The sequence below is a fragment of the Thermoleptolyngbya oregonensis NK1-22 genome (assembly GCF_032705245.1).
Lineage (GTDB): Bacteria > Cyanobacteriota > Cyanobacteriia > Elainellales > Elainellaceae > Thermoleptolyngbya > Thermoleptolyngbya sichuanensis.
The window spans coordinates 152,997-179,300 of record NZ_CP053540.1 but is presented as its reverse complement, the minus strand read 5'-3'; the positions used below and the strand labels follow the sequence as shown (position 1 = coordinate 179,300).

22 protein-coding genes are annotated in these 26,304 nt (G+C 56.4%); 18 read left to right on the top strand and 4 right to left on the bottom strand.

The window, feature by feature from the left end:
• Positions 1-569: 569 nt before the first annotated feature.
• The 9 genes from HNI00_RS00765 (at position 570) to HNI00_RS00725 (ending at position 8,367) form a co-directional block, all read left to right on the top strand.
• Positions 570-2,027 (top strand): DUF2927 domain-containing protein, encoded by a 1,458-nt coding sequence (locus HNI00_RS00765; RefSeq protein ID WP_316789822.1) that lies wholly within the window; start codon positions 570-572, stop codon positions 2,025-2,027.
• A gap of 435 nt (positions 2,028-2,462) precedes the next feature.
• Positions 2,463-2,603 (top strand): 50S ribosomal protein L34, encoded by a 141-nt coding sequence (rpmH, locus tag HNI00_RS00760; protein ID WP_084782327.1) that lies wholly within the window; start codon positions 2,463-2,465, stop codon positions 2,601-2,603.
• A gap of 129 nt (positions 2,604-2,732) precedes the next feature.
• Complete coding sequence (rnpA, locus tag HNI00_RS00755) at positions 2,733-3,188, top strand: ribonuclease P protein component (RefSeq protein ID WP_316789818.1); 456 nt, start codon at positions 2,733-2,735, stop codon at positions 3,186-3,188.
• The gene (locus HNI00_RS00750) at positions 3,160-3,543 is read left to right on the top strand and encodes a PH domain-containing protein (RefSeq protein WP_172357849.1); all 384 of its coding nucleotides are present in this window, start codon (positions 3,160-3,162) and stop codon (positions 3,541-3,543) included. Before rnpA ends, HNI00_RS00750 begins: the two co-directional genes overlap by 29 nt.
• A 314-nt stretch (positions 3,544-3,857) precedes the next feature.
• Positions 3,858-5,000, top strand: a complete 1,143-nt coding sequence (yidC, locus tag HNI00_RS00745; RefSeq protein WP_316789815.1) for a membrane protein insertase YidC — start codon at positions 3,858-3,860, stop codon at positions 4,998-5,000.
• Positions 5,001-5,003: 3 nt separating this feature from the next.
• Complete coding sequence (locus tag HNI00_RS00740; RefSeq protein ID WP_297076127.1) at positions 5,004-5,492, top strand: Jag family protein; 489 nt, start codon at positions 5,004-5,006, stop codon at positions 5,490-5,492.
• 175 nt (positions 5,493-5,667) lie between these two features.
• Positions 5,668-6,180, top strand: coding sequence for a YceD family protein (locus HNI00_RS00735; protein WP_420156270.1), 513 nt, complete (start codon positions 5,668-5,670; stop codon positions 6,178-6,180).
• A 40-nt stretch (positions 6,181-6,220) separates the two neighbouring features.
• The gene (locus HNI00_RS00730) at positions 6,221-7,735 is read left to right on the top strand and encodes an AAA family ATPase (RefSeq protein WP_316789809.1); all 1,515 of its coding nucleotides are present in this window, start codon (positions 6,221-6,223) and stop codon (positions 7,733-7,735) included.
• Positions 7,736-7,920: 185 nt separating this feature from the next.
• Positions 7,921-8,367 (top strand): SH3 domain-containing protein, encoded by a 447-nt coding sequence (locus tag HNI00_RS00725; protein ID WP_316789806.1) that lies wholly within the window; start codon positions 7,921-7,923, stop codon positions 8,365-8,367.
• A 165-nt stretch (positions 8,368-8,532) separates the two neighbouring features.
• Here the strand turns inward: HNI00_RS00725 and HNI00_RS00720 are convergent, their stop codons facing one another.
• Entirely contained in the window at positions 8,533-9,447 is a 915-nt protein-coding gene (locus HNI00_RS00720; protein ID WP_316789803.1) for a J domain-containing protein, read from the bottom strand.
• Between the two features lie 731 nt (positions 9,448-10,178).
• Between HNI00_RS00720 and HNI00_RS00715 the strand changes: the two genes are divergently transcribed.
• The 3 genes from HNI00_RS00715 to fabG all read left to right on the top strand — a co-directional run bounded on the left by HNI00_RS00715 (position 10,179) and on the right by fabG (position 11,944).
• Positions 10,179-10,568 (top strand): NINE protein, encoded by a 390-nt coding sequence (locus HNI00_RS00715; RefSeq protein ID WP_316789801.1) that lies wholly within the window; start codon positions 10,179-10,181, stop codon positions 10,566-10,568.
• 35 nt (positions 10,569-10,603) lie between these two features.
• On the top strand, positions 10,604-11,146 hold the full coding sequence (locus tag HNI00_RS00710) for a ComEA family DNA-binding protein (RefSeq protein WP_316789799.1): 543 nt from the start codon (positions 10,604-10,606) through the stop codon (positions 11,144-11,146).
• 99 nt (positions 11,147-11,245) lie between these two features.
• The gene (gene fabG, locus HNI00_RS00705) at positions 11,246-11,944 is read left to right on the top strand and encodes a 3-oxoacyl-ACP reductase FabG (RefSeq protein ID WP_420156269.1); all 699 of its coding nucleotides are present in this window, start codon (positions 11,246-11,248) and stop codon (positions 11,942-11,944) included.
• A 5-nt stretch (positions 11,945-11,949) separates the two neighbouring features.
• Here the strand turns inward: fabG and truB are convergent, their stop codons facing one another.
• Positions 11,950-12,849 (bottom strand): tRNA pseudouridine(55) synthase TruB, encoded by a 900-nt coding sequence (truB, locus tag HNI00_RS00700; protein ID WP_316789796.1) that lies wholly within the window; start codon positions 12,847-12,849, stop codon positions 11,950-11,952.
• 493 nt (positions 12,850-13,342) lie between these two features.
• Between truB and HNI00_RS00695 the strand changes: the two genes are divergently transcribed.
• The 6 genes from HNI00_RS00695 (at position 13,343) to HNI00_RS00670 (ending at position 22,751) form a co-directional block, all read left to right on the top strand.
• On the top strand, positions 13,343-14,701 hold the full coding sequence (locus HNI00_RS00695; RefSeq protein ID WP_316789794.1) for a CmpA/NrtA family ABC transporter substrate-binding protein: 1,359 nt from the start codon (positions 13,343-13,345) through the stop codon (positions 14,699-14,701).
• A 232-nt stretch (positions 14,702-14,933) separates the two neighbouring features.
• Positions 14,934-15,776 carry a nitrate ABC transporter permease gene (gene ntrB, locus HNI00_RS00690; protein ID WP_316789792.1) on the top strand — a complete coding sequence of 281 codons (843 nt, stop codon included), beginning with the start codon at positions 14,934-14,936 and terminating at the stop codon, positions 15,774-15,776.
• Positions 15,777-15,918: 142 nt separating this feature from the next.
• The gene (locus HNI00_RS00685) at positions 15,919-17,922 is read left to right on the top strand and encodes an ABC transporter ATP-binding/substrate-binding protein (protein ID WP_316789791.1); all 2,004 of its coding nucleotides are present in this window, start codon (positions 15,919-15,921) and stop codon (positions 17,920-17,922) included.
• Between the two features lie 381 nt (positions 17,923-18,303).
• Positions 18,304-19,089, top strand: coding sequence for a nitrate ABC transporter ATP-binding protein (locus tag HNI00_RS00680; protein ID WP_420156268.1), 786 nt, complete (start codon positions 18,304-18,306; stop codon positions 19,087-19,089).
• 253 nt (positions 19,090-19,342) lie between these two features.
• Positions 19,343-20,917, top strand: coding sequence for a B12-binding domain-containing radical SAM protein (locus HNI00_RS00675; protein WP_316789787.1), 1,575 nt, complete (start codon positions 19,343-19,345; stop codon positions 20,915-20,917).
• A gap of 85 nt (positions 20,918-21,002) precedes the next feature.
• Complete coding sequence (locus tag HNI00_RS00670) at positions 21,003-22,751, top strand: peptide ABC transporter substrate-binding protein (RefSeq protein WP_316789785.1); 1,749 nt, start codon at positions 21,003-21,005, stop codon at positions 22,749-22,751.
• Positions 22,752-22,776: 25 nt separating this feature from the next.
• On the opposite strand, the gene HNI00_RS00665 is transcribed toward HNI00_RS00670, so the two are convergent.
• Positions 22,777-24,714 (bottom strand): TolC family protein, encoded by a 1,938-nt coding sequence (locus tag HNI00_RS00665; RefSeq protein WP_316789783.1) that lies wholly within the window; start codon positions 24,712-24,714, stop codon positions 22,777-22,779.
• Positions 24,715-25,547: 833 nt separating this feature from the next.
• A complete protein-coding gene (locus tag HNI00_RS00660; RefSeq protein ID WP_316789782.1) occupies positions 25,548-26,276 on the bottom strand; it encodes an SDR family oxidoreductase in 729 nt (242 codons plus the stop codon).
• Between the last annotated feature and the right edge of the window lie 28 nt (positions 26,277-26,304).

The window sequence follows — 26,304 nt, the reverse complement described above, 5'->3', positions numbered from 1 at the left end:
ATTCTAAGGAGAATGTTTGAAAAGTCCTACTGTTTGTAGCAAAGCGTGCAAGATCCCCCTAAATCCCCCTTAAAAAGGGGGACTTTAAGGCGGTTTCCCCCATTTTTAAGGGGGGCTAGGGGGGATCTCTGAGTGCTTAACATTGCAGGCGATACCTTTTCAAATAGCCTCTTAGAAAATTATGGGGAATAAATTATGGGGAATAAAATTATGGGGAATAATAGTGGGGAATGGGTATTGCCGCCAAGTTGCCGCCAAGTTGCCACCAAATCAATATCGAATTTTCTGCAAATTGCTCACCGTCTTCATTCTTGCGGAATCAGGAACCCGCTGTTGCGGCCTACAGTCCTGTCATAAAACCTCTCTAAGAGACTAAGAAATTTTCATTAGAGACTACTCGTAAGAGACTACCCGTAAAGCTCATCAACAGCGCAAACCCTTGAGTGAACCAGGGTGGTCTTGTGGCACGGCGATCGCCCCATATTCAGCATCGCCAGCGGCTTGGTTCGCAAAACGCATCTGCCTCGCATGGTTCGGTCTGGTCCCTCACGTTGCTTCGGAAGCGATTCATGAATATTCCATTTCCTCTCAGTTTGGCGGCACTTAGCCTGGTGGCGCTTGGGGTCACACAAGCCCTTGGCTCCCAGGGCCATACCCCCTCCGTAGAACCGGGCATCCACCTGCTCAGCAGCACTGCCACCGTCGCCTCAGGCAGAAGCGGAATGCTGAGTGCCCGCGATCCGCAGGCGTTGATCAACATCCGCGTCAGCCCCGGTGTGCAATCCAGACTCGTGTTTACGGGAACTCCCAACACGCCCGTCATGATTCTTCAGGAAGCCCCCGGCGGAGATGGGTTTACCTGGTATCAGGTGCGGCTGGGCAACGGCGTAGAGGGCTGGGTGCGGGGCGACTTGGTGCGCGTGACGGCGGGTTCTGGGGCGATCGCCTCCTCGCCTGCTGCACCGCAACCCCCCGCCCAGCAAGCCGCAGGCTTCCAGAATGCCGCGGCCGATGCACCAATCTACGACCCGTCCTCTGGGGCGCTGATGCGTCCTGGAACCCGCCCAGAAGTGAGTGCGCCCAATCGCGGCGATTTGCCCAGCCCCACGTCTAATTTGCCTAGCCCCACGTCTAATCTGCCTGTGTATAATCCGTCCGTCCAACCCGTGCCGCCTGCCAGCCTGCCAACCAATGGGCAGACCAATCTCCCGCGCTATTCGCGTGAAGTCGTGGTCGATCAGCAGGGACAGCGCGACATCACCCAGGGAACGGCGAACCCTGCGGTGAACCAGCCCTTACCCAGCCCCACTCCCCCCAATTCGCCAGGACTGGTGGATCGCATCGTGGATGGGATTAGTGCCATTGGCGATCGCGTGGGTGCGATTCTAAACCCCGGGCCAGCCCCCCTAGCAATCACGCAAGCAGACATTGATTACTTCATGGAAGTCGCGCTTGGCTCGGAATGGGGAAATAATGCGCCGCTAATTCGGAGATGGAATACAAACTTGAGAATTCGCGTCACGGGAACACGCACTGCTGAGGATGACGCGACGATTCGCCAGGTGATGCAAGAATTAAACGACCTACTCCACGGCAGCGGCGTGCAGCTAGTCCGCGACGATCGCAACCCGAATGTCGAGATTATTTACGCACCAGAAAGCCAGTTCCGCCAGCTAGAACCCAACTATGTGCCAGGGAATTTAGGCTTTTTCTGGGTGCGCTGGAATAGTAGCGTCATCAACTATGCCCGCATTTTGATTACCAATACAAACCGCGTCACGCAGCGAGAACGGAGCCACTTGCTGCGGGAAGAACTGACTCAGGTCTTGGGCTTGATGCGCGACTCTAATCGCTATCCCAACAGCATTTTCTACCAGGGCTGGACGGATGTGACCGAGTATGCCGAAATCGATCGCACGCTGATTCGGATGCTTTACCATCCCCAACTTCGACCCGGTATGACGCAATCGCAGGCCGTTGCCGTCCTGCAAACCCTAGTTGATCCACGCGCTGCCAGAACCCGCTAGCGAGGTTTCCTTAATCTTGTCGGGGCAAAGCCTGGAGAACTGCATGAATCCTATTACCTGTGAGTCCTATTGCCTCAGGACCTACTGCGATAAGTCTTCTGGGTTTTGGAGGATTTCTCGCGGGCGCAGCTCGCGAGAAATCCTCCAACCGCGTAAGTCCTATGCCCACAAGGCACAGAGACAAGCAGGGGACGATTGAGCCTGAAGAAGGGATGAAGTTCCCTAGAAGTTGTTTAACCTCTCCGGATGCTCTATGTCCTCAGACGTAGAAACGAATGGTAGATGCACCCTGATTCAAGCCCTGGAGGTTCGCCTCTGGGGTTTTTTCTTTTGCGTTTGTCCTGCGTCCTCTAGCGAATGATACAATAGTAGACCGTGGCTTTCGCAGTTCACATTCTGTATCATCCCCTTCTGCAACGGTTGGAGAGCTAAATTATGACGAAACGTACTCTGGGTGGAACCTCCCGCAAGCGCCGCCGCACGTCTGGCTTCCGCGCACGAATGCGTACCAAAAACGGGCAACGAGTGTTAAAAGCACGCCGTCGCAAAGGGCGGGTTCGTCTGTCTGTTTCCTAATCTCCACCTGCGTCCCGTCCAGATAGGGGTTTGAGCTAGCCACCAGTTTGCCTGGAGCTAGCTTGTTTGCGTATGGACTGATTGGGCTGGATTGGCTTGTGGCTCGCTGGCTTATGGAATAGATGTGTTGTGGCTCTCCCCAAAGTTCATCGACTCAAGCGTCGGCAGGAATTTAGCAAGGTTTATCAGGCCGGCGTGCGGCGCAGCACTCGCAACTTCACGCTACGGGCACTGCGCCAGTTTCCAGTCCACCAGAAAAAGCCCGGTTTGCCCGATTCTGATAGGTCTGATAGGAATGCAGTAGACAGGAATGCGGTAGAACCATTGGGGCGATCGCCCACGCGCATCGGCATCACGGTCAGCACTAAGGTCAGCAAGCGGGCCGTGGTTCGCAACCGCATCAAGCGGCGTATCCGGGCGGCGCTGCGCGAGTTGCTGCCTGGGTTCGCAACGGGCTGGATGATTGTCGTCATCGTGCAGCCTGTTGCAGTAAAGTGCAACTATAAAGAAATTCTGCAAGAATTAAAGCAGTTGCTGATAGAGGCCGAGGTGTTCGATGGGCATTCGGGAAGATGTGTACTATGAAGGCGGACCCCACATCGGGGATTTGATCCTCAACTGCCTGCTGGGGCTGACGGTGGTGTGCCTGCCGCTGACGGTGGGAGCGATTGTTCGGGCCATCTGGCTCCGCTATCGGATTACCGACCGACGAATTTCTGTCACGGGTGGATGGATGGGGCGCGATCGCTCGGATGTCATCTATTCTGAAATGGCTAGCGTGGTTGCCGTACCTCGCGGGCTGGGCAGTTGGGGCGATATGGTTGTTACGCTAAAAGATGGCAGCCGTCTGGAGCTACGCGCCATGCCCAAGTTCCGGGAAGTTGCCAACTACATCAGCGAGCGGATCGCAGCCAAGGCCTCCAAAAAAGCCAGCACTTAGACCCGATAGATCCGACCCGATAGACCCGAATTGTCAGACCTGTTGGATCAGCCCACAAGCTAGCTCCCCATTCGCTTAGGCAATTTGCTCTTTAGGAATTGGGACAACTGCAATCAGACGTTTGACCAGACGTTTAATTCGGCTGCAATCGACTGGTTTTGCAGCGTACAATGATGTCTGGTTACGTCTGGTGATTACATCTAGTGAAGATAAACGCATAGCATCTAGCTAGTTTATTCCCGAATTGTTTCTAGATTGCTTCCAGGTTTAGTCACACCGTAAACGTTCAGAGCCACAAGGTACCCACAAAGCACATGGATTTTGGTGTCGGTTTTCTCTCCAACAACGTCATGTTGCCGATCCTGGATTTTTTCTACGGGATCGTGCCAAGTTATGGGCTGGCTATTGTGGCTCTGACCCTAGTGATTCGATTTGCGCTGTATCCTCTTAGCGCCGGGTCGATCCGCAATATGCGCCGGATGCGGGTTGCCAACCCGGTGATGCAAAAGCGGGTTAAGGAAATTCAGGAACGCTACAAGGACGATCCTGCTAAGCAGCAGGAGGAAATGGGCAAAGTTTATAAAGAGTTTGGCAATCCCCTATCGGGCTGTTTGCCTGTGCTGGTGCAGATGCCCATCTTGTTTGCCCTGTTTGCGACGCTGCGGGGGTCGCCGTTCTCAGACATCAACTACAACGTGAATCTGCAAGTGCTGCCACAGGAGCAAATTGAGCAGATTCAGCCCCAGGCTTACACGACCAATCCCCAAAATATCTACGTTTCAGATGGTGTACACGTCCCTGTGGCGGCGGTTGTTCCTGGGGGCACTCGTCTAGCAGTGGGCGAAAAGACTCGCATCGATTTTCAGACCACTGAGGGCAAGCCGCTGCGGGAAGTGCTGGCAGAGTACCCCGATACGATAATTGACCCGGTTTGGAAAGTGACCAAGGGCGCTGAAAATATCCAGATCGACGAAAACGGTAATATTCAAGCCATCAAGCCAGGGGATGTCACGATTCAGGGCACGGTGCAGGGCTTGGCGGCAAACAAGGGCTTTTTGTTTATTGACAAACTGGGTCGTGTGGGCGCGAGGGATGCCGACGGCACGATTCATTGGGACATTGTAGGCATGATCATTTTCTTTGGTCTCAGCCTGTATGTGAACCAGCTTTTGTCGGGTCAGGGCCCCAGCAACAATCCCCAGCAGGATACAGTGAATAAGCTGACCCCAGTGCTGTTTTCGGGAATGTTTCTGTTTTTCCCGCTGCCTGCGGGCGTACTGATGTACATGGTGATTGCCAACATCTTCCAAACGCTGCAAACCTTCATTCTGTCGCGAGAGCCGCTGCCGGAGAATCTGCAAAAGATTTTGGATGAGCAGGAAAAGCAGTCGAGTGGAGACAGCGGGCGGGAAGCGCTGCCATTTGAGCCGGGACGTTCTAAGAAAAAGGCGGGATAGCGGATGGCAAGCGTGGAGCAACAGCGGCAGGGGCGCGAGTGGCTGAATCAGCTGTTGAGTCTGGCTACCTTGCCAGCCGCAGTGGATGCTGACGGTGTTGCCATTCGCGAGGATGAAAGCTGCTGGCTGACGATTTCGTCGGATGCGCTCTCGACCGAGCAGATTCAGGCATTGCAGGGCGATCGCGGCGAGGTGCTGGACTCGATCCAGTATTTGCTCAACACTACGCTGAACATGGGCAAGCCAGAGGGTGAGCAGCAGCCGTTTACGGTGGAGCTAGACGGATATCGCGATCGCCGTCAGGCAGAGTTGCTGGCCCTGGCCGAAGAGGCGGCGGCAAAGGTGCGCGAAACGGGGGAAGAGTTTGAGATGGTGGCGCTGTCGGCGGCTGAGCGGCGGCAGGTACACACCTTTCTCAAAGACTATGAGGATCTGGAAACCTCCAGTCGTGGTCAGGAACCCGATCGCCGTCTGGTGGTGCGTCGAAAGTAGCCGGGGCAAAACGGCTAGCTGGCAGTTGCTTCCGGTTGGTAGTTGCTCCTGGCTAGCAGTTGCTGTAGGAGCCGATCCTCTTGGGTGGGGCGGCCCAGGCGACAGTGCTAGGACTGAGAATGGGTTATTCTTTCCGTAGCGTCAATCGCAATGAGTGCGAGGGGAGGCGGCTATGATGCAGGCAATTCATATTCCTCAACTGCTGAGGGCGGTCGAGCAGACTGAAACGATCGAGGTGCAAGATCACTTGCCCGACCTAGATACCTTGATGCCCGTGCAGGGCACGATTCGCGTGATGCACAAGGGCAACTATCTGGACGTGTCTGCAAAGGCAGAGGCGATTGTGACCCTGACGTGCGATCGCTGTTTGCAGCAATACAACCATCGCCTCTTGATCGACGTGTCGGAAATGATCTGGCTGCAAGAGGCGGCTCCCACAGCCGAAGAGGATTTGTTTGATCAGGACTTAAGCTCGACGGAGGGGCTGATCGAGTCGCTGCCGCCGCGGGGCTATTTTGAGCCAGATCGGTGGCTCTATGAGCAGCTTTGTCTGGAAATTCCTCCGCGCAAGCTCTGCGACCCCAAGTGTGCAGGCATTGAGCTAAGCGACGAGTTGCCTGTGCCGACGGTGACTGTCGATCATCGATGGGCATCGCTAGAAGCCCTGAAAAAGCAAATGCTGAACTGAGTGCAGCAGATGAAACGAAGGGGGTTGGCAGGAACGAGGCATGAGTAGTTTTGCAGAAGAGTTTGAACTGCTGCTGCGGGCCCGCTACCCGCTGATCTACGTGCCGACTCGCGAAGAGGAGCGCGTGGAAGGGGCGATCGCCCAGTGTGCCAAGCAAGGCAACCGCTCCTTTTACGTGTGGGATTTTGTCGATGGCTATCAGGGCAACCCCAACGATGCTGGCTCTGGCAAACGCAACCCAGTGCAGGCGCTGGAACTGGTCGAAAAGCTGCCGCCGACCGTTGCCGCAGTCTTTGTCCTGCGAGATTTTCATCGCTTTCTAGACGATGTAGCGGTTGCCCGCAAGCTCAAAAACCTGGCGCGATTGCTCAAGTCTCAGCCCAAGAATATTGTGCTGATTTCGCCACAGGTGACGATTCCCGATGACCTCAGCGACGTGCTGACGGTGCTGGATTTTCCTTTGCCCACCGCTAGCGAGATCCGCCAAGAACTGGAGCGCCTGACGATGGCGACCGGGCGATCGCTCGATAGCCGAGTGTTGGATGATCTGGTGCGCTCCTGCCAGGGGTTGTCGATGGAGCGGATTCGGCGGGTGCTGGCGCGGGCGATCGCCACCCACGGCGAACTGCAAGCTGAAGACGTAGACCTGATCCTCGAAGAAAAGCGGCAGACGATCCGCCAGACGCAAATTCTCGACTTTTATCCCGCCACCGAGCGCATTTCCGACATTGGCGGGCTGGATAACCTGAAAGACTGGCTGCTGCGGCGCGGCGGTGCGTTTTCCGAAAAAGCCCGACAGTATGGATTGCCGCACCCCCGCGGGCTGCTGCTGGTGGGCATCCAGGGCACAGGGAAATCGCTGACGGCAAAGGCGATCGCCCACCACTGGCACCTGCCCCTGCTGCGGCTGGACGTGGGCCGCCTGTTTGCTGGACTGGTGGGCGAGTCCGAATCGCGCACTCGCCAGATGATTCAGCTTGCAGAGGCACTAGCGCCCTGCGTCCTGTGGATCGACGAAATCGACAAAGCCTTTGCTGGGTTGGACGGACGCGGCGACTCAGGCACCAGCAACCGCGTCTTTGGGACGTTGATCACCTGGCTGGCAGAAAAAACCTCGCCTGTATTTGTAGTTGCAACCGCAAACGATATCGAGGCGCTGCCGCCCGAAATCAAGCGTCGGGGGCGGTTTGACGAGATTTTCTTTGTGGGGCTGCCCAGCCAAGAAGAGCGCAAAGCGATTTTTGAGGTACACTTAATGCGCCTGCGGCCGCACAATCTCCAAAGCTACGACCTAGAGCGGCTGGCCTATGAAACGCCGGAATTCTCTGGGGCAGAGATCGAGCAAATTCTGACCGAGGCGATGCATCTCGGCTTTAGCCAGGGACGCGACTTTACGACCGACGACGTGCTAGAAGCAGCCAGCCAGATGATTCCCCTAGCGCGGACTGCCCAAGAGCAAATCGAAAAGCTCCAGCGCTTTGCCGCCGAAGGGCGGGCCCGCCTGGCCTCTCGCCAAGGCAGTCTGTTCCTGCGGCCCCAGTCCCAATCTTCCTAGCCTTGCTGTTAAATATCCTGCGGGGTTTTGTGTTCATCCTCTGGCTGGCTCAGGTATCCTGCAAGAGTCCTTGAACAGTCTCCCACTCGAACAGTCTCCCGTCGAACAGTTTCCCACTCCAATAGTTTTCTACTCGAACAGTTTCCCGCTCGAACAGTTTCCCCCAAGATTTTCAAGTTCCAAAGATGAGTCGCACTATGGGTTTGCAACGGCTGGCACAGGGCGTAATTGGGGTTTCGCTGGCGATCGCCATCCTGTTTTTCGCAGGGGTCAGCGCGGCCCGCTATCTAATCAACCGCCTCACCGAACTGCCGCCTCGACCCGTCTTCCCCAACGACACCGCTCCCCCCGGTGGCGCAGTGCCCGCTGCGGATGGTACTGTGCCGCCGCCAGACACCACACCTGTCCAAGCTGCCGCGTCTGGAGAGGTCTACACTGCCCGCGTTCTCCCGGCAGTTGGGATTGTGCTGCGAGACGGCCCCAGCCTGGACTCCGCGCAAATTGGCGGCATCGACTATAACCAGGAAATCACCGTGCTGGAAACCAGCGCCGACGGTGGATGGCTGCGGGTGCGCCTGAACGACGGCAGCGAGGGCTGGGTCAAAGCGGGCAACACCGAGCGAATTCAGTAGACCTCTTGCGTGAATCGTTGGGTGGCACCGCCGCCCAACGATTCACGCTCTCAGAAAAGCATTTATGCAAGAGGTCTAGTAATCACGAGTTCGGCAATCTTGCGGGCCTAACTTGCGGGCCTAATTGAGCGGGCCTAATTGCAGAGAATCGCAGAGATTCAGAGATTAGCGCTTGCGGGCAAATAGCCCAAACAGTCCGCCCCCTGGGTTTTCGGGCTTTGCGTTGGGCGCGTCGGGTGCTTCGAGGGGGATATTGAGCCGGGGCGCATAGCGCAGCGCCAAGGGGTCTTTGGGGTTGAGCTTGAGCGCCTGACGGCAGTGAACTTTGGCCATCGTGGGCAAGTCCTGCATCAGATAAGCCGCCGCCAGCAGCGAGTGATATTCGCTCTTTTTGGGGTCGATCTTGATGGCATCCTTCAGTTCGCGCACTGCCAAGCCGGGATTATTCTTGCGGACATATTCCTGCGCCCGCTGGTAGTGGCGCTGGGCATAGTCGATGGCAGGCTTTTCGTCATCGGCAGGGGAAGCCGGAGAAAAGGCAGCAGGCGTGGGGGCAGCCGTAGACACAATCCCCGTGCGTTTTTCCCGAATAATCGGCTCACCCATCTTGAGCCGCAAGTAAACGAGATTCAGTTCGCCCAACTGCTCGGTGACAGACTCGAATCGATCCAGCGGGGTATATTGCGTGGCGGCCAGGTCAGTAACGGCCTGCTCATAAAACACGTCAATGTTAGCCAAAGACGTTTTGAGGAGAGACTGGGCGATCGCGCTTTGGGGACGCATCGGCTCCTCTCGGCTCATGCGGCGCACCCGAAACCGCAGCAGCGCCAGATGCTCGGCCCGCCCTTTGTCTTGCTTAATTTTTTGATAAGTCGGGCTGACCAATCGCGCAAATAGCTGAGTGGCCAGTTCGCGATTGGCGGCATCGGTCTGGGCAAAGCTGTCGGGATGCAGCAGCTTGGCGATCGCCCGATAGCGCTTGAGGACACGCCGCTCATCCGCAGTCACCGACAGCCCCAGCACCGCGTAGGGGTCGGTAAATTGCGTCAGCCAGTCGGGTGAAAAAGACCTCTGCGACATTCAAGTGCGTCTCTTCAGCAAAGTCGGATATCACATAAACCCTGGCAGAACAGCATGACTGCCTGCCCGTTTCCTCTCGTTTGGCCGTCGTTAGGCTCGGATGCACCGGAAGCGATCGCCAGGAACAAAGATTGAGCCATTGAAGTGACCTATCAACCTAGAGTTGACTCTTGACCTATAGTTGACTCTTGGTTGGTCTGCCGCCGAGTTACCTCTTAGTAAAGGATAGCAGCCTCTTACCCGTATTTCTGGGGAGGACAACCCTCTCTCACTCCGTCAGCAGGCGGCAGACACCTGCTCATGACGCAATTTTGTCCTGGTGAACCTCTAGGGTATCAGTATTTCTACGGGGACTACGTTACCCCGGATACTGAATCTTGCTTTTATAAATTGGGCTGGGGGCTGAAATAGACTGTCTATCGACGGACGAGAGCAACCTTGGAATTGTTAATAACAAAAGGTAGACGCGATACACAGCCCAAAAACTTATACAGAACTCAAAAGAATTCGGCCACTTGGGGCTTCTGAGTTGGGGGCTATCCAATATTATGGCGATTTCCGCAGGCGTGTCATAGGCCAAAGTACGGTAGTCCCATAGAGTCTTTTTGAGCATTCCGCAAAGACTTGATGAAGGTAGGTGGGCAAAAATCGTGTCCGCTGCCTGCCAGAATCGATATCATAGAAGGGTTTTAGGAATCTGCGAGTTCTCTGCGATCGCCCACATCCCAGCAATGCTCAGCCAAACCTATCCGCCCCGAAACCGCCGCACTGCTATTTTGCTCGCCCTGGCGGGTGTTGTTGTTCCTGGCCTACACAAGTTTTATCTGGGTCAGCGCGGCTGGGGAATGGCCTATCTCCTGTTCTTTTGGAGCGGTATTCCCAGAATCGCCAGTCTTTTTGAAGGCATTTGGTTTCTTGTGCAAGGGCAAACGGCGTTTGATGCGGCGTTTAACGGAGGATCTGCCCTGCCACCCCAGCCCGCTGCACCCCGGATTGACCCGGCCCAGGTGGGGGCGATCGCCGATGCGCTGCGCCAGCTCGACAGGCTGCGGCAGGACGGCCTAATTTCTGAATACGAATTTGAGCAAAAGCGGCGGCGGCTGCTCGATCAAATTGACTAATACTCAATTAACTAGCACCCAATAGCAGGCAGGGAATGAGCGGAAACTGGTGGTCGATGGGCTTGAGGAATAGCGCTCAGGAAGCGCTGCGATCGCGCCTGGCCAAAGACCCCTACTACCGCTTTCAGTCCGTGGAGGAATTGCAGCTTGCGGCGCGGCTCGGCGTGGCGATTGATGTCAACCAGGCGAGCGTAGACGACTGGCTGCGGCTGCCGGGATTGTCCATTCACCAGGCGCGATCGCTCTCCACCCTCACCCAGTCTGGTGTTCAGTTTCACTGCCTAGAAGACATCGCCGCTGCCCTCAGCCTGCCTGTGCAGCGCCTCCGCCCGCTGGAACCTGTGCTGCAATTTTGCTACTACGACCCCGAAAGTCTTTGCGCCATCCAGCCCGCCAACCCCAACACTGCATCGCTGGAGGCGCTGATCCGCGTTCCCGCCATTGACCTGTTTCTGGCACGGGCAATTTTGCAGCATCGCCAGCGCTACGGCCCCTACCGGAACCTGGCAGATTTTCAGCAGCGACTTGCCTTGCCGCCGGGCCTGGTTGCCGAGCTAATGCACTATCTCCGGTTTTAATCCTGTTGTCATCTGGAGGCGCTACGCTTTTCAGCAGGTTTCGGAAATTCTCAAAGAAGAAACATATTAATAAACATTCAGCGAGAAGCGGCTATGAATTTGACAGGCAAGGAAGTGCTGTTAACAGGTGGCACAGGCGGGCTGGGACAGGGCGTAACGCCCGTTCTGCTGGCCCAGGGGGCAGCGTCGATCACCATTCCCTACATGAGCGCTCGTGAAGTGGAGCGGATGAAGGGGCTGTTATCTCCGGCAGACTTGGCGCGGATTCGGTTTGTGTCGGCGAACCTGAACGATGAGCAGTCGGTGCAGCAGTTGGTAGATGGAATGCAGCGGGTGGATGCGGCGATTCATCTCGTCGGCGGATTTTCAATGGGGCCGACCCATGAATATGCCTATGACCAGTGGCAAAAAGATTTTGACCTGAACCTGGGCACGACGTTTTTGGTTTGTAAACACAGCCTGCGGCGGATGCTAGAGCAGGATTACGGGCGGATTGTCACGGTGGGGTCGCGGGGGGCAGTGGAACCGGGCGCACAGCTTGCGGCCTATTGCGCCTCCAAAGCGGGCGTAGTGGCACTGACGCGGGCGATCGCCGACGAGACGCGGGGCACGGGCATTACGGCCAACGTGGTCTTGCCCAGCATCATCGACACACCCGGAAACCGAGCCGCGATGGGGGCAGAAAACGCCGCCCAGTGGGTGAAGCCGGAATCGCTGGGACAGGTGATCTGCTTTTTGGCTTCGGAAGCAGCGCGGGATATGCGGGGTGCAGTGGTTCCAGTCTACGGCAACGTGTAGCGGCGCTAGTCCATCTGTCCTGCCAGCACCACCCACGGCACCAGGCAAATGCCTTGCTGCGTGGCGCGAAATTTGCCAATGCCCAGAACCGTATCGCGGTCATCTTGAACTCGCAGCGGCGCGTCGAGGTCGGTCACGGGGTTTGCGACAATGGGCTGGCCCTGCGTCCAGCGAAGCGCATCAGGCGGGGGCAGCGGGATGGCGGGCAGGTGGGCAAGGGCGATCGCCGCCGAAATCGGTACGAAGGTTCCTGCTTCGACCTGTGCCGCTAGGTCTTCTAGCGTCAGGCTGGTTGCCAGGTCAAACCCGTGGCTGTGGGTGCGGATCAGGCTAGCCAGCGTGCCGCCCGTGCCCAGCAGGTTGCCCAGATCGCGGGCAATGGAACGGATGTAGGTTCCGGCTCCGCAGGCGATCGCCAGTTCCGCTTCGGGACAATCGCCGGGTCGCCAGTCCAAGAGTTCAATCTGGTAAACCGTTACGGTTCGCACAGGCACGTCTACCGAAACGCCCGCCCGCGCTAGCTCATAGAGCCGCTGGCCGCCGACCTGAATGGCGCTGTAGGCGGGCGGCACCTGCTGGATTGTGCCCAGAAACTTGGGCAATAGCGCTTCGACCCGATCGCGGGTGAGATGGGCAGCGGGGGTTTGGGTGAGGATGTCGCCTTCCAGATCGTCTGTGGTTGTGGTGATGCCAAAGCGGGCGATCGCCCGATACGCCTTGTCCTGCCGCAAAAATTGCAGCAAGCGCGTGGCCCGACCCAGGGCGATCGGCAATACCCCCGTCGCCGCCGGATCAAGCGTGCCGCCATGCCCTACGCGCTTCATCTTTAGCAGTCGCCGCACCCGCGCCACGCAGTCGTGGGAGGTCAGCCCGGCGGGCTTATGCAGGTTCAAAAAACCGTCCATCAAGGAATTCGCTCACTTTAGAGGACTTTCGGGGAAAAGCAGAGAGTTGCACAACCATAGTCTTATAACTATGGTTATATCCAGAATCATAAGTTTTTATATAGGATTCTCGCAAAAACAGAGTACACTCAATTCAACATCGAAAGTTGCACAGGCGCTACTGGCTTCGACCAGAGTTGCATAGCTATACCGATGGCTGTATCAGTTCTTACTTGTCTTACCTGGTTTCGATTCGTATTCCCCAGCTTTGTCGATTCAGCCTGATGCTTGCTTTCTGCAAGTATGGCAGGCCCTGGTTCTCAGGAAGACAGAGCCAAGGATCTGTACGAACTTTCGCTATCGCTCGATCCATCACCCAGGCGATCGCCCAATCTCTCTACTCTGGACGCAGAGTGGCTTGGATTGTGCTATTTCCATTGGGCTAAACGTTCAACCCAAAGTTCAACTCAACGTTCACAAAGCGACGATCTTCGCAATGGTCTTAGGAGGTTCTATGTCTCATTTTTCTGGCTTGTCTCGTCGGAAGTTTCTGCTGACTGCCAGCGCATCGGCAGCAGGCGCAGTCTTACTCAAAGGCTGCACCACCTCTTCTTCCGGCCCTGCTACAGGATCTGGCACGTCGCCAGCAGCTAGCCCTGTCGCAGCCAACGATACACCCGAAACTACCAAAGCTGTCCTAGGCTATCTCCCAATTGTTGAATCTGCCCCGCTGATCATTGCTAAGCAAAAGGGCTTTTTCGACAAGTATGGCATGACCGACGTAACCGTTGCCAAGCAGGCCAACTGGGCCGGTGCGCGGGATAACGTCACCATCGGCTCCGACGCAGGCGGCATCGACGGAGGGCAGTGGCAAATGCCCATGCCTCATCTAATTCATGAAGGAATTATCACGCTGAACAATCAAAAGGTGCCGATGGCGGTGCTGTGTCAGCTAAATACCCAAGGAAACGGCATTGCCGTTGCGGGTCTGCATCAGGGCAAAGGCATGGGTCTTAAAATTAATGACCTGGATTACGTCAAGAGCTTCCAGTCTAAAAACGGGCGCAAGTTCAAAGCTGCCTATACCTTCCCCAATGCCAACCAGGATTTCTGGATTCGCTACTGGTTTGCGGCCAGCGGTGTAGATCCAGATAAAGATATTGAGCTACTGGCCGTGCCCCCCGCGGAAACCGTGCAGGGAATGCGGAACGGCACGATGGATGCCTTCAGCACAGGCGACCCCTGGCCCTATCGCATTGTCAACGATGGCATCGGCTTCATGGCGACGCTGACCCACGAAATGTGGAAGTATCACCCAGAAGAATATCTGGCCATGCGGGCAGATTGGGTCGAAAGCAATCCGAAAGCGACCAAGGCAATTCTCAAGGCCGTCATGGAGGCGCAGCAGTGGTGTGATGATCCTGCCAACCGCGAGGAACTGGTGACCATCTGCGCTGGCCGCGAGTTCTTCAACACCACGAACGAAATTCTCACGCCGCCCTATAAAGGTGCGTACAAGATGGGCGACGGCAAGTCAGATTTCAACGACATCAACGTTGGCCCGCTCTACTGGAAAGATCCCAATGGCGACAGCATTTCTTACCCCTACAAGAGCCATGATCTGTGGTTCCTGACGGAATCGCTGCGCTGGGGCTTCCATAAGAACACGCTGACGGATCTGGATGTGGCCAAGCGCATCATCGACGAAGTGAACCGGGAAGACCTGTGGCGTGAAGCGGCTCAGGAAGCCGGATTCACTGCGGACGTGCCCAGCGGAACCAGCCGGGGCGTAGAAACCTTCTTTGACGGCGTGAAATTCGATCCGGAGAATCCTGAAGCTTATCTCAAGAGCCTCAAGATCAAGGCTGCTTAGGGGTTAGGAGTTGGGGGTTAGGGTGGGAGATTGGAAGAACGAAAAGCGAAGAGCGAAGAGCGAAAAACGCAGCCCTGACCCCTGATTCAAGTCGCCCTGTTTCTCCTATGTTCGTGCCTATCTTTGTTTAAGCATTCTAACTATGTATTTCCGCTGGCTTTGATCAACGGCAGATCCGGGCTAATTCCGTCCATCTAATTCCGTCAATCTAGCGTTTCATTCGGGAGGTTTTATGGCAGTTGGTATTCATTCTCGTTCTCGTGCTACGGGCTGGCAAAGAACCATGCAGTCTTTTATGAAAGGTTCTGCGTCGAACTTTATCTTACCTATTCTGGGTATTTTGGCGTTTCTAATCATTTGGCAGGTTCTCTCCAGCGCTGGACTGATTGCGCTGCCAGGGCCGCTGCAAGTGATTACAGATGAGCGCAGCCGTTATCTGATTACGCACCCGTTTTATTACAACAGCGACCTGGATCAGGGCTTGTTTCGGCAGACGATGATTAGCTTGGGTCGTGTGGCAAGGGGATACATCGCAGCGGCGATTGTCGGAATTACGCTAGGCATCATCGTGGGCAGCAACAAAGTGATTGATAAATCACTCGATCCTCTGTTCCAATTTTTGCGAATGGTTGCGCCGCTGGCTTGGGTTCCCATTGCGCTGGCTGCGTTGCGGCAAAACGAACCGGCGGCGCTGTTCGTGATTTTCATTACGGCGATCTGGCCGATTTTGATCAACACCGCAGTCGGCGTGCGGGAAATTCCCCAAGACTACAAAAACGTGGCCCGCGTGCTGCAAATTTCCAAGCAAAAGTATTTCTTTAAAGTGCTGTTGCCTTCGGCGCTGCCCTATATCTTCACTGGGCTGCGGATTGCCATCGGTCTGGCCTGGCTGGCGATTATTGCGGCGGAGATTGTGATGTCGGGTGTGGCGGGAATTGGCTTCTTTATTTGGGATGCGTATCAGCAGAACTACGTGACTGAAATTATCGTGGCGGTGATCTATATCGGCGCGGTTGGTCTGGCGCTCGATCGCCTGATGGCCTTTATTCAGCGCAAGATTGTGCCGAATGCCTAAGGGTTCGGATGCCGAGGTTCGGGTTTTCGCTTGCGAGAAGGCGGGATGGCGTAATCCTATCTGCGTCCTTACCCGCCAACATCTTGGAGCGCAGTTGCCTTAGTTTCCCAATACTCCAATACCCATTTCTCACAACGTTCCTATGTCTCTCTTTGTTGCGGTTGATCAGGTCGAAAAGGTCTTTTCGCTCTCCGGCGGCGGGCAGTATGTCGCGCTGAAGGGCATTGATCTAGAAATCAAAAAAGGTGAGTTTGTTTCGCTGATTGGTCACTCTGGTTGCGGCAAGTCCACGCTGCTGAATATGATTGCGGGGCTGGATTTGCCGACGGATGGTGTGGTGACGCTGGAGGGGCAGAAGGTATCGCGTCCTGGCCCCGATCGCATGGTGGTGTTTCAAAACTATTCGCTGTTGCCGTGGCTAACCGTGCGCGAAAACATTGCGCTGGCAGTGGATGAGGTTTTGACGGATATTCCCAAGGCGGAACGGCGATCGCTCATTGAGCAGCACATCAATTTGGTGGGGTTGCAGCACGCGGCAGACAAGCCTCCGGCGCAGCTTTCGGGCGGGATGAAGCAGCGAGTGGCGATCGCCCGTGCCCTGGCCATCCGTCCTAAGCTGTTGCTGCTGGATGAACCCTTTGGGGCGCTGGATGCGCTGACTCGCGGCAATCTGCAAGAGCAGTTGATGAAGATCTGCGAGGAAAACCAGGTGACGGCGGTGATGGTGACACACGACGTGGACGAGGCGGTATTGCTGAGCGATCGCATCGTCATGTTGACCAATGGCCCCGCGTCGAAAATTGGCGGCATCCTGGAGGTGGATATTCCCCGTCCGCGTCGCCGTATGGAAGTCGTGAATCATCCCAGCTACTACAGCCTGCGCTCGGAAATTATCTACTTCCTGAATCAGCAGAAGCGGATTAAGAAACTGCGGGCTAAGAAAACGACGGCGATCGCCCGTCATGGCTTAGAAAAGGTCAACCTGGAGCTTGGCTTTGTGCCGCTGACGGCCTGTGCCCCGCTGGTAGTGGCGAAAGAGAAAGGATTCTTTGCCAAGCACGGACTGGACGAGGTATCGCTGGTGCGCGAAAGTAGCTGGCGCGGCATTGTAGACGGCATCGCGGGCGGTTATCTGGATGCGGCCCAAATGCCCGCAGGGATGCCCGTCTGGCTGACAGTCGGCGGACATCAGGACACGCCTCTGCCGATTGTGTCGTCGCTAACGATGACCCGCAACGGCAACGCCGTCACCCTTGCCAAAAAGTTCTACGAACAGGGCGTGTATACCGCCACAGACTTCAAGCGGATGCTGCTGGAATCGACCGAGCAGCAGCATACTTTGGGCATGGTGCATCCGTCGTCGATGCATAACTTACTTCTGCGCTACTGGCTGGCCTCTGGCGGCATCGATCCCGACCGGGATGTGTCGCTCAAGACGATTCCGCCTGCCCAGATGATTGCAGACCTGAAGGCGGGCACGATCGACGGCTACTGCGTCGGCGAACCCTGGAACCTGCGGGCAGCAATGGAGGATGCAGGCTTCACCGTTGCAACCGACCTGGAAATTTGGCAGGGACATCCCGGCAAGGTGCTGGGCGTGCGCGAAGACTGGGCGAATACCCATCCGAACACACACATCGCGTTGGCGAAAGCACTGTTGGAAGCCTGTCGGTATTGCGCCGATCCAGAAAACGAACCAGACGTGCGATCGCTCTTGGCCCGGCGAGAATACATCAGCACGAATATCGATTACATCCATCTGGGCAACCCCAATACATTTGTGTGCAACCTAGATCGGCCCATGCGCGAGTATGCCCATCACCTGTTTTTTGGCGACGGGGTGAATCGTCCCAGCCGGACGGAACACCTGTGGATGATGACGCAAATGGCCCGCTGGGGCGAAATTCCCTTCCCTCGCAACTGGATGGAGATTCTGGAGCGCGTCTGTCGCGTGAGTGTGTTCAGCACGGCTGCCCGAGAACTGGGCATTCTGGATATCAAGTATCATCGCGGGCCAATCACCCTGTTCGATGGCGCAACGTTCGATGCCGAAGATCCGATTGCTTATCTAAACAGTCTGGAGATCAAGCGCGACTTTAGCGTTGCCGAAGTCGCAATCGACTCGCGTCCCCTTGTTGCGGCTTAGGGCAGGTGTTAAAGCCCTTTGATCCCCCCTAGCCCCTCTTAGAAAGGGGGGCACCGAGCCGAACCACTCCGGAAGTCCCCCTTTTTAAGGGGCCTACGCTCAGAACCGGCTACAGTCGTGGCTATCTGGGATGAGCCGAACCACTCCGGAAGTCCCCCTTTTTAAGGGGGATTTAGGGGGATCGACTCAAGGCAATCAACGACCTAGAAAGTTTTAGAGCGCTGCTTAGAAGCTAGGAAACCGATTCTCCTAAATCTTTCCTAGTTAAGGTAATTGCCGAACCAGTTCCCGACTTGTCCTTCCCGTATTCTTCCCAACCTTCCTATGCAAGTTATCACTAGTGCTTCACCGCTTTCCAAAATTCATTCCATCGCTAGAGATATGCCGCTCCTATCCCTTGAAAACATTAGCAAGGTTTACCCTACGCCCAGCGGGCCCTACACTGTTCTCGAAGATGTGAATCTATCGATTCAGGCTGGTGAGTTTATCTGTGTCATTGGGCATTCGGGCTGCGGAAAATCGACCTTGCTCAACATGGTGTCGGGATTTAGCACGCCAACGACGGGTAGCGTGTTGCTGAAGGGTGTGCCCATTGTGAAACCAGGGCCGGATCGGATGGTGGTGTTTCAGAACTATTCCCTGCTGCCCTGGCTGACGGCGTTTGAAAATGTTTATCTGGCGGTGGATGCTGTTTATCCTGAGAAGCCGGAAGCCCAGAAACGGGCGATCGCCCGCGATCATCTGGCGCTGGTGGGGCTGTCCGACGCGATGGATAAAAAACCGCCCCAGCTTTCTGGAGGGATGAAGCAGCGAGTGGCGATCGCCCGCGCCCTGGCCACGCGCCCCGAAGTGCTGATTCTGGATGAACCCTTTGGCGCACTGGATGCCATCACCAAGGAGGAATTGCAGGAGGAACTGCTGACCATTTGGAATGAGCATCGCTGCACTGTGCTGATGATCACCCACGACATTGACGAGGCGCTGTTTCTAGCCGATCGCCTAGTGATGATGACCAACGGCCCGGCTGCGAATATCGGCGAAATCCTCACGATTCCTTTTGCGCGTCCTAGAAATCGGGAGCTGATTATGGAAGATCCCGAATACTACAAACTGCGGAACTACGCGCTGGATTTCCTCTACAATCGCTTCGCCCACGATGATGTGTAGAAGCCAGCCCGTGTAGAAGCTAGCCTGTGTAGAAGCCAGCAAGAAGGAGCGGGCATAGAGGCAAGATAGAGCGTTCAACCGTTCACGCAATGGCAGTCTCCAGTCAGCCTGCTTCGGCTGCGGTTGTCCCCTGTTTAGAAGGTGGGGTATGCTGCGACTAGGTTTTCGACCCATCCCCGGTCGGAAGCTTCTCGGAAGCTTCGGAAACTGAAGTTTCCCAGTCTGCTAGCACTGTCACCCTAAGCCGACCGCTATGCGTGCTTTATTGCTCTATCCGCTCTTTCCCAAGTCTTTTTGGTCCTATGACAAGGCGCTGGAACTGATTGGCCGAAAGGTATCGCTGCCACCGCTGAGCCTGATCACCGTGGCGGCGATTTTGCCCCAAACTTGGGAATTTCGCCTGATAGACCGCAACGCGGGCCCCGAAACGGAGGCGGATTGGGATTGGGCGGATCTGGTGATTATTTCCGGGATGATCGTGCAAAAAGATGACCTGCTGGATCGAATCCGGGAGGCTAAGCGGCGCGGCAAGCCCGTGGCTGTGGGTGGGCCCTACGTCACCTCGGTTCCCGAACCCGCACTGGAAGCGGGCGCAGACTACCTGGTGCTGGACGAGGGAGAAATCACGCTGCCTATGTTTGTGGAGGCGCTGGAGCGAGGTGAGTCGTCTGGCATTTTTCGCGCCAATGGCGATAAGCCCGATGTCACCACCACGCCGATTCCGCGCTTTGACCTGCTGAATCTGGAGGACTACAGCGAGATGTCGATTCAGTTTTCGCGCGGATGCCCCTACCAGTGCGAATTCTGCGACATCATCGTGCTGTATGGCCGCAAGCCGCGCACCAAAACGCCCGCTCAACTCCTGGCAGAACTGCAAGCATTGTATGACCAGGGCTGGCGGCGATCGATTTTCATTGTGGACGACAACTTCATTGGCAATAAGCGCAACGTCAAGCTGTTGCTAAAGGAACTAGTGCCCTGGATGCAGGAGCGAGACTATCCCTTTAGCTTTGTTACTGAGGCATCGGTGGATCTGGCTCAGGATCAGGAGTTGCTGGATCTAATGATTGCAGCGAATTTCAACGCGGTGTTTTTGGGCATTGAAACGCCAGATACCGATAGCCTCTCGCTGACACAGAAGTTTCAAAATACCCGCAACCCGCTGATTGATGCTGTTAAAACGATTAATCGCTCTGGGCTGCGGGTGATGGCGGGGTTCATTATCGGCTTTGATGGAGAGAAACCGGGGGCGGGCGATCGCATCATTAATTTCGTCGAAGCCACCGCCATCCCCCAGGCGCTATTCAGCATGTTGCAAGCCCTGCCCAACACAGCGCTGTCTCAGCGACTCGAAAAAGAAGGGCGGCTGATCAACCCTGACGAAACCGCCAGCATTCACCAGACCACGCTGATTAACTTTGTGCCCACGCGCCCCATCGAAGACATCGCGCAGGAATATATCCGCTGCTTTTGGGAACTGTATGACCCACATCGCTACCTGGCGCGGGTCTATCGCCATTTCATCGAAATGCGCCCCAGCCCCAACCGCAAGAAAAAACCGACCATGCTTACGCCGATTGAGATCCGCGCCATGTTCATCCTCTTCTGGCGGCAGGGCATCAAGCGCAGCACCCGCTGGCAGTTTTGGCGGCAACTCTTCTCCATCCTGCGCCACAACCCCCGTGTATATGACCATTACTTAATCAACTGCGCCCACCTAGAGCATTTTCTAGACTATCGGGCGATCGTCCGCGATGAAATCGAAGCGCAACTGGCGACCTATTCACCGACCGAGCTAAAGCAGACTGCGCTGCCTGCCTCTGCCTGAGCACCTGGAGCGTATTCGCCTTAACCACAGCGCTCCAGAAACCGTGCTTCCCTAGTAGAAACTTCGATTTCCCATCCCCCGCTCCATGTTTCTAAACCGCTGGCAGCGCCGCCTGTTGCCGTTCGTTTGCAGCGCCCTGCTGTGCCTGATGCTGGCGATCGCCTGCGACTCCTCGCCACCTGCCTCCCAACGCCCAACGGCCAGCCCAGCGGCGGATGCCTCGGCCAGCGTCCTCAAGCTGCTCTACTGGCAAGCGCCGACGATCTTGAATCCGCACCTGTCTAACGGCTTCAAGGACTCGGAAGCCAGCCGCATTACGCTAGAGCCGCTGGCCAGCTACGATGCTGGGGGGAATCTGATTCCGATCTTGGCGGCAGACGTGCCCACGCTGGAAAACGGCGGCGTAGCGGCAGACGGTCGCTCCGTCACCTGGAAGCTGAAGCCGGGGCTGAAATGGTCAGACGGGGAGCCATTTTCAGCGTCGGATGTGGTGTTTACGCATCAGTTTGTAACGAATCCAGAGGTGGCGGCAATTTCGGCGGCGACCTACGAAATCATCGAGTCCGTAGAGGCGGTGGACGAGACGACGGTGAAAATCACCTTCAAAGAGCCGAATCCCGCTTGGAGCAACGTCTTCGTAGGCACTGAGGGGATGGTGCTGCCCCGGCATTCGTTTGCCGAGTATCTGGGCGCACAGTCGCGGGAGGCTCCGGCCAACCTGATGCCTGTGGGCACGGGCCCCTATCGCGTGGTGGAGTTCAAACCCGGTGATGTCGTGATCTATGAGCCAAACCCCAATTATCGCGGGGCAGACTCGCTGGGGTTTTCTCGCGTTGAACTGAAGGGTGGCGGCGATGCGGTGTCAGCGGCGCGGGCGGTGCTGCAAACGGGCGATGTGGACTTTGCCTATAACCTGCAAGTGGAAGCGCCGATCTTGGAGCAGTTGGCTGGGGCGGGGCGGGGCGAAGTGGTGGCCAACTTTGGCTCCCTGATGGAGCGAATTTTGATTAACTTCTCTGACCCTAATGTGGAGGTAGACGGAGAGCGATCGCACGTCAGCCGTCCCCACCCGTTTCTGACAGACCCCGCAGTGCGGCGGGCGCTCAGCCTGGCCATCGATCGAGAGGCGATCGCCACCCAGCTTTATGGCCGCACAGGCAAACCCACGGCCAATTTCCTGGTGGCTCCAGAATCCTTCAGTTCCCCCAACACCACCTACCAGTTTGACCCGACCGCTGCCCAGCAAGCGCTCGAAGACGCAGGCTGGAGAGACACCAACGGCGACGGCATCCGCGATAAAAACGGCGTGCCCCTCCAGCTTGTGTTCCAGACCTCCGTCAACCCGCTGCGCCAAAAGACTCAGGAAATCCTGAAGCAGGCGTGGGAATCCATCGGCTTTCGGGTGGAGCTAAAAAGCATTGATGCCAGCATCTTTTTTGACAGCAGCCCCACCAACCCCGACAATACCGGCCACTTTTACGCTGACCTGCAAATGTACACCACGGGCAACACCAACCCCGACCCCGGCTCCTACATGAAAACCTACCTTTGCAGCGAAATCGCCCAAAAAGCCAACAACTGGTCCAAAGACAACGTTTCGCGCTACTGCAACTCCGCCTACGATGCCCTGTGGCAGCAGGTGGCCAGTGAACTCGACCCCGAAGCACGGCGGCAAATCTTTATTCAGATGAACGATCTGCTGGTGACCGATATCGCCGTCATTCCCCTGGTGCATCGTGCAGAAACCGCGGGAGTGGGCGATCGCCTTGCGGGAGTAAACCTGACTCCGTGGGATTTGAACACTTGGAATATTGCCGAGTGGCGACGGAAATAGGCGATTACCGGGTATTGCGAAGCGATCACCGGGTATTGCGAATGCGATCGCCCCGACCCAGGGGATCTTCGGCTAGGAAGCCGTCTGGCAGGTTGCTGATGGCCCGCTGGAGCGTCACCAGAGAGCGGTTGTAGCCCAGCACCGCCCGCACCAAGTTGACCTCTGCTCGCGTCAGGTCGGTTTGCGCTCGCAGCACTTCAGTTTGGGTGCCCACGCCTGCCTGGAACCGGAGACGCGCCAGCCGCAGCGATTCTCGCGCCTGTTCCACACCCGCTTCAGCAGTCGCAATGTTGGTTCTGTTGGCCTGGAGCGAGTAGAAGGCTTGCTCCACTTCCAACCGAATGGCATCGCGGTTGTCTGCAAAAGACGCTTCGGCGATCGCCATATTCATCTCCTGCTGACGGGCCTGCGCCCTAGCTCGCCCCCCGTCAAACAGCGTCATCGAAGCCCGCACCCCAAACTGGTAAATATCTCTGAAGTCTGAATTTTGATCATTGGTAGGATTTTCAAACTGATACTGACCAAATAGCGCTACCTGGGGGCCCAAAGCGGCCAAAGCGGCCCGTCGCTGCTGGCGGGCCACATCTCGCTGCACCAACTGCTGCTCCAGTTCTGCCCGGTTTTTATAAGCCAACACGATGCTTTCTTCCAGCGAGAGCGTCCAATCCTCTGCCGGAGTCACCGCATCAGCCGCCACCAGATTCACCGTCTGGGACAGATCAAGTCGGCGTACCAGTCGCCGTCGATTGGTCTGCTGCTCACTCAGCGCTTGCACCAGTTCTTGCTGGGCATTGGCCAACTCGACCTGCGCCTGCAAGACATCAAACCGAGTGCCTACGCCAGCCTGTTCTAGCGCCAGTGCGTCCCGCAAACTTTGCTCCGCCTGTCGTACCGTATCCTGAGCAATCCGGACGTTCTCATCGGCCTCTTGCACATCGTAAAAGTCGTTGCTGACATCCAGCCGCAGTTGCTCAGACAGACGCTCCACCTCTAGCTCTCGCAAGCGCACCTGACCTTCAGCCGCACGAATCGTGGCTGATCGCTGCCCAGAGGTAAACAGGTCATAGTCAACTCGGAGGTTTCCTCCCAAACTGGTCGTAATGTCTGATTCCTGCGGGGGATTGGGGTTGAAGATAGAAGGCTGAGGACGATCGGTATTTTCTGTAAACGTCAGGTCGGCTCCGATTTGGGCGGTGGGCAGGTTGGCAGCGCGGGCTTCTCGAAGCTGGGCGCGGGCTTGCTCTAGCTCCAGTTCTGCAATCTGAAGCTGGCGGTTGTTGCGTCGGGCCAGCTCGATGGCTTGCTGGAGCGTAATCGGCTGTGGTTCGTTGGTGCGGACTTCTTCAGGGCGGGTTGGAAACAGCAAAGGATTGGGATGGGGTTCCAGGTTTTCTGGAAAGCCATCGGTGAAGGTATTGCTGACGGGCTGGAGCGGACGTGCCTCCATCTCTGACTCTGCCGGCTCTGACTCTGCTGGAACTGCTGGAATGTCAGCAGGCGCAGCGGATGGGGCGGGTGCTGGTTCAGGATCGGTCGCAGGGGGAAAGGGAACTGGCTCGGTCTGGGCAATTTGAAGGGACGTTTCAGATGGGGTTGCTGCGATTGAGGGGCGATCGCCATTGCGTTGAACCCCAGCAGCCAGTAGGGCGATCGCCTTTTCGGGTTCAGCAGACTGGGCGATCGCCGTTGTGCCGTCCGGGTCACCTGCGTCTCTCTCGCCCGCAGCATCTCGTCGAACCCCTCCCAGTGCCGCCAGGGTTGCCCAATCGGCGGCTCGATCTGCCTGCTGCCTGCGTCGTGCCAGCGCGGGTCGAATCGAGGGGGATTGGGATTGGGACGCTTCCCCTCCATCAGGCGCAGGTTCTGGCGAGGTTTCCAGGGATGCCGGGGCGGGAATGTTGGCCTCGGCGCGGATGGCTTCGGCAGAAAGCAGGGCGGCAGTAACGCTAACGGTAGCAGACAAAAAAATTGAGAGCGATCGCATAACTTCTCGCAAGTGGGAAACAGCCTAAACCAAAGCAGGAACTATCTTCAAACCAAGTTTCAAACCAAGCTTCAAACTAAAATCTTGAACGGTGCGGACTTTTTCTGCATCACCCAAAGTCCTTAATTTCTCCCTTTTTTGCCTATTTGAAACACACCCTCAAAACAGAGAATCCCAAACCGAATCTCAAGTATTGCTATGCAGTAATTCACCACGGGTCGCACATGGGTCACACACGGGTTAGCAAGGGGCCGAATCCATAAGAAACAGGCGCAACCTTATGCAGGATAATCTGCAACCCCGACCCAGGTAAATAGTTTTGCAAGTTTTGCGGAGATCCTCCCAGATAGGTTACCGAAAATCTGTGAAATCGACAAAACCGCGAATCCTCCTGAGCGAAGCCTTTGCAAATCGCCCCGTTATGCGACCATCCAATCAACCAAAACTTGAGCCTTGCCGCCCGTTTTTAGGTCTTGAAAGCAGTCTCATAGGCACAGTCTGCAAAAAATCTTTTCACTCGCTAGTCCGATGACTTCAATCTAATTAATCAGTTCTTCAGGTTCATTCCAATGGGGCTTGAATAATGCGCGATTTTCCGCATGTAAATTGCAAAACACCTTTCAAAAACAGACAGGACTTATGCACTTGCGATCAGTTTTCTGGGTTTTGGGCGATTTCTCACGGGCCAGCCCACGAGAAATCGTCCAACTGCGTAAGTCCTAACAGATTCAGCAAAACAAGTCGGCGGAATATCTCGGCGCAGGGATCAAGAGCAGAAATTCACATCCTCCAGAGGCACGACCTCGCAGGGATCAAGAGCAGAAATTCACATCCTCCAGAGGCACGACCTCAAACGCGGTCTTGCCGTAGAGCAGACCTCGATCGACAGCCGACAGGATGCAGCCGTTGACCCGTTCGGAAAACAAACAGCGCCCCACCAAATCGGCCACATCAGCCCGGTGGATACTGCCAGCGATCGCCACATCCGGCGTTAGCACTGCGTTGCCCGTGGCGGGTTCCGACTTTAGCCCGCCGGGACGCACAACCGTATAGGTCAGCCCGCTGGCCATCAGGTATTCCTCTGCCTGCTCTTTCTCTGCCAAGACTGGCCCCAAGGTTTGCAGCACTTGCGGCGGCAGGGCGATCGCGCTTTTGCCCGCACCAATGGACGACACCAGCACAAATTTCCTCACCCCCGCCTGCACGGCCGCGTCGATCAGCAGCTTGTTCCCCAAAAAATCGGCCCGCCGCCCGTCTGGCCCGATGCCGCCAATGGTGCTGACCACTGCCCACGGTGGTGCGTTGAAGGGTGGCCCCTGCATAGCACGGTTGACCGCCTCGGCATCCAGCGCATCCCCAATGGCGATCGCCGCACCCAGAGACTCCAACTCTGCCTGTGCGGGCGAGGGGGTTCCATCCGTATTGGGCGGCAGCCGCAGCAGCGCCTGGGTGGGAATGCCCCGCTGCAATAGCCAACGCGCCAGCTCGAACCCCACACCCCGGCTAGCACCTGCTAAAAAAACATAAGGTTGCTCGGTCATGGCTCCATTCTCAGGCATGATAGGGCGA

Bases quoted from the DNA above. Each gene is read 5' to 3' on its own strand.
- HNI00_RS00765 (WP_316789822.1), top strand. From the start codon at position 570: ATGAATATTCCATTTCCTCTCAGTTTGGCGGCACTTAGCCTGGTGGCG.
- ntrB (WP_316789792.1), top strand. From the start codon at position 14,934: ATGGCAGTTGGTATTCATTCTCGTTCTCGTGCTACGGGCTGGCAAAGA.
- HNI00_RS00715 (WP_316789801.1), top strand. From the start codon at position 10,179: ATGCTCAGCCAAACCTATCCGCCCCGAAACCGCCGCACTGCTATTTTG.
- HNI00_RS00695 (WP_316789794.1), top strand. From the start codon at position 13,343: ATGTCTCATTTTTCTGGCTTGTCTCGTCGGAAGTTTCTGCTGACTGCC.
- HNI00_RS00675 (WP_316789787.1), top strand. From the start codon at position 19,343: ATGCGTGCTTTATTGCTCTATCCGCTCTTTCCCAAGTCTTTTTGGTCC.
- HNI00_RS00680 (WP_420156268.1), top strand. From the start codon at position 18,304: ATGCCGCTCCTATCCCTTGAAAACATTAGCAAGGTTTACCCTACGCCC.
- rpmH (WP_084782327.1), top strand. From the start codon at position 2,463: ATGACGAAACGTACTCTGGGTGGAACCTCCCGCAAGCGCCGCCGCACG.
- HNI00_RS00720 (WP_316789803.1), bottom strand. From the start codon at position 9,447: ATGTCGCAGAGGTCTTTTTCACCCGACTGGCTGACGCAATTTACCGAC.
- HNI00_RS00660 (WP_316789782.1), bottom strand. From the start codon at position 26,276: ATGACCGAGCAACCTTATGTTTTTTTAGCAGGTGCTAGCCGGGGTGTG.
- HNI00_RS00710 (WP_316789799.1), top strand. From the start codon at position 10,604: ATGAGCGGAAACTGGTGGTCGATGGGCTTGAGGAATAGCGCTCAGGAA.
- truB (WP_316789796.1), bottom strand. From the start codon at position 12,849: ATGGACGGTTTTTTGAACCTGCATAAGCCCGCCGGGCTGACCTCCCAC.
- HNI00_RS00740 (WP_297076127.1), top strand. From the start codon at position 5,004: ATGGCAAGCGTGGAGCAACAGCGGCAGGGGCGCGAGTGGCTGAATCAG.
- HNI00_RS00730 (WP_316789809.1), top strand. From the start codon at position 6,221: ATGAGTAGTTTTGCAGAAGAGTTTGAACTGCTGCTGCGGGCCCGCTAC.
- HNI00_RS00670 (WP_316789785.1), top strand. From the start codon at position 21,003: ATGTTTCTAAACCGCTGGCAGCGCCGCCTGTTGCCGTTCGTTTGCAGC.
- HNI00_RS00735 (WP_420156270.1), top strand. From the start codon at position 5,668: ATGCAGGCAATTCATATTCCTCAACTGCTGAGGGCGGTCGAGCAGACT.
- HNI00_RS00750 (WP_172357849.1), top strand. From the start codon at position 3,160: ATGGGCATTCGGGAAGATGTGTACTATGAAGGCGGACCCCACATCGGG.
- yidC (WP_316789815.1), top strand. From the start codon at position 3,858: ATGGATTTTGGTGTCGGTTTTCTCTCCAACAACGTCATGTTGCCGATC.
- HNI00_RS00725 (WP_316789806.1), top strand. From the start codon at position 7,921: ATGAGTCGCACTATGGGTTTGCAACGGCTGGCACAGGGCGTAATTGGG.
- HNI00_RS00685 (WP_316789791.1), top strand. From the start codon at position 15,919: ATGTCTCTCTTTGTTGCGGTTGATCAGGTCGAAAAGGTCTTTTCGCTC.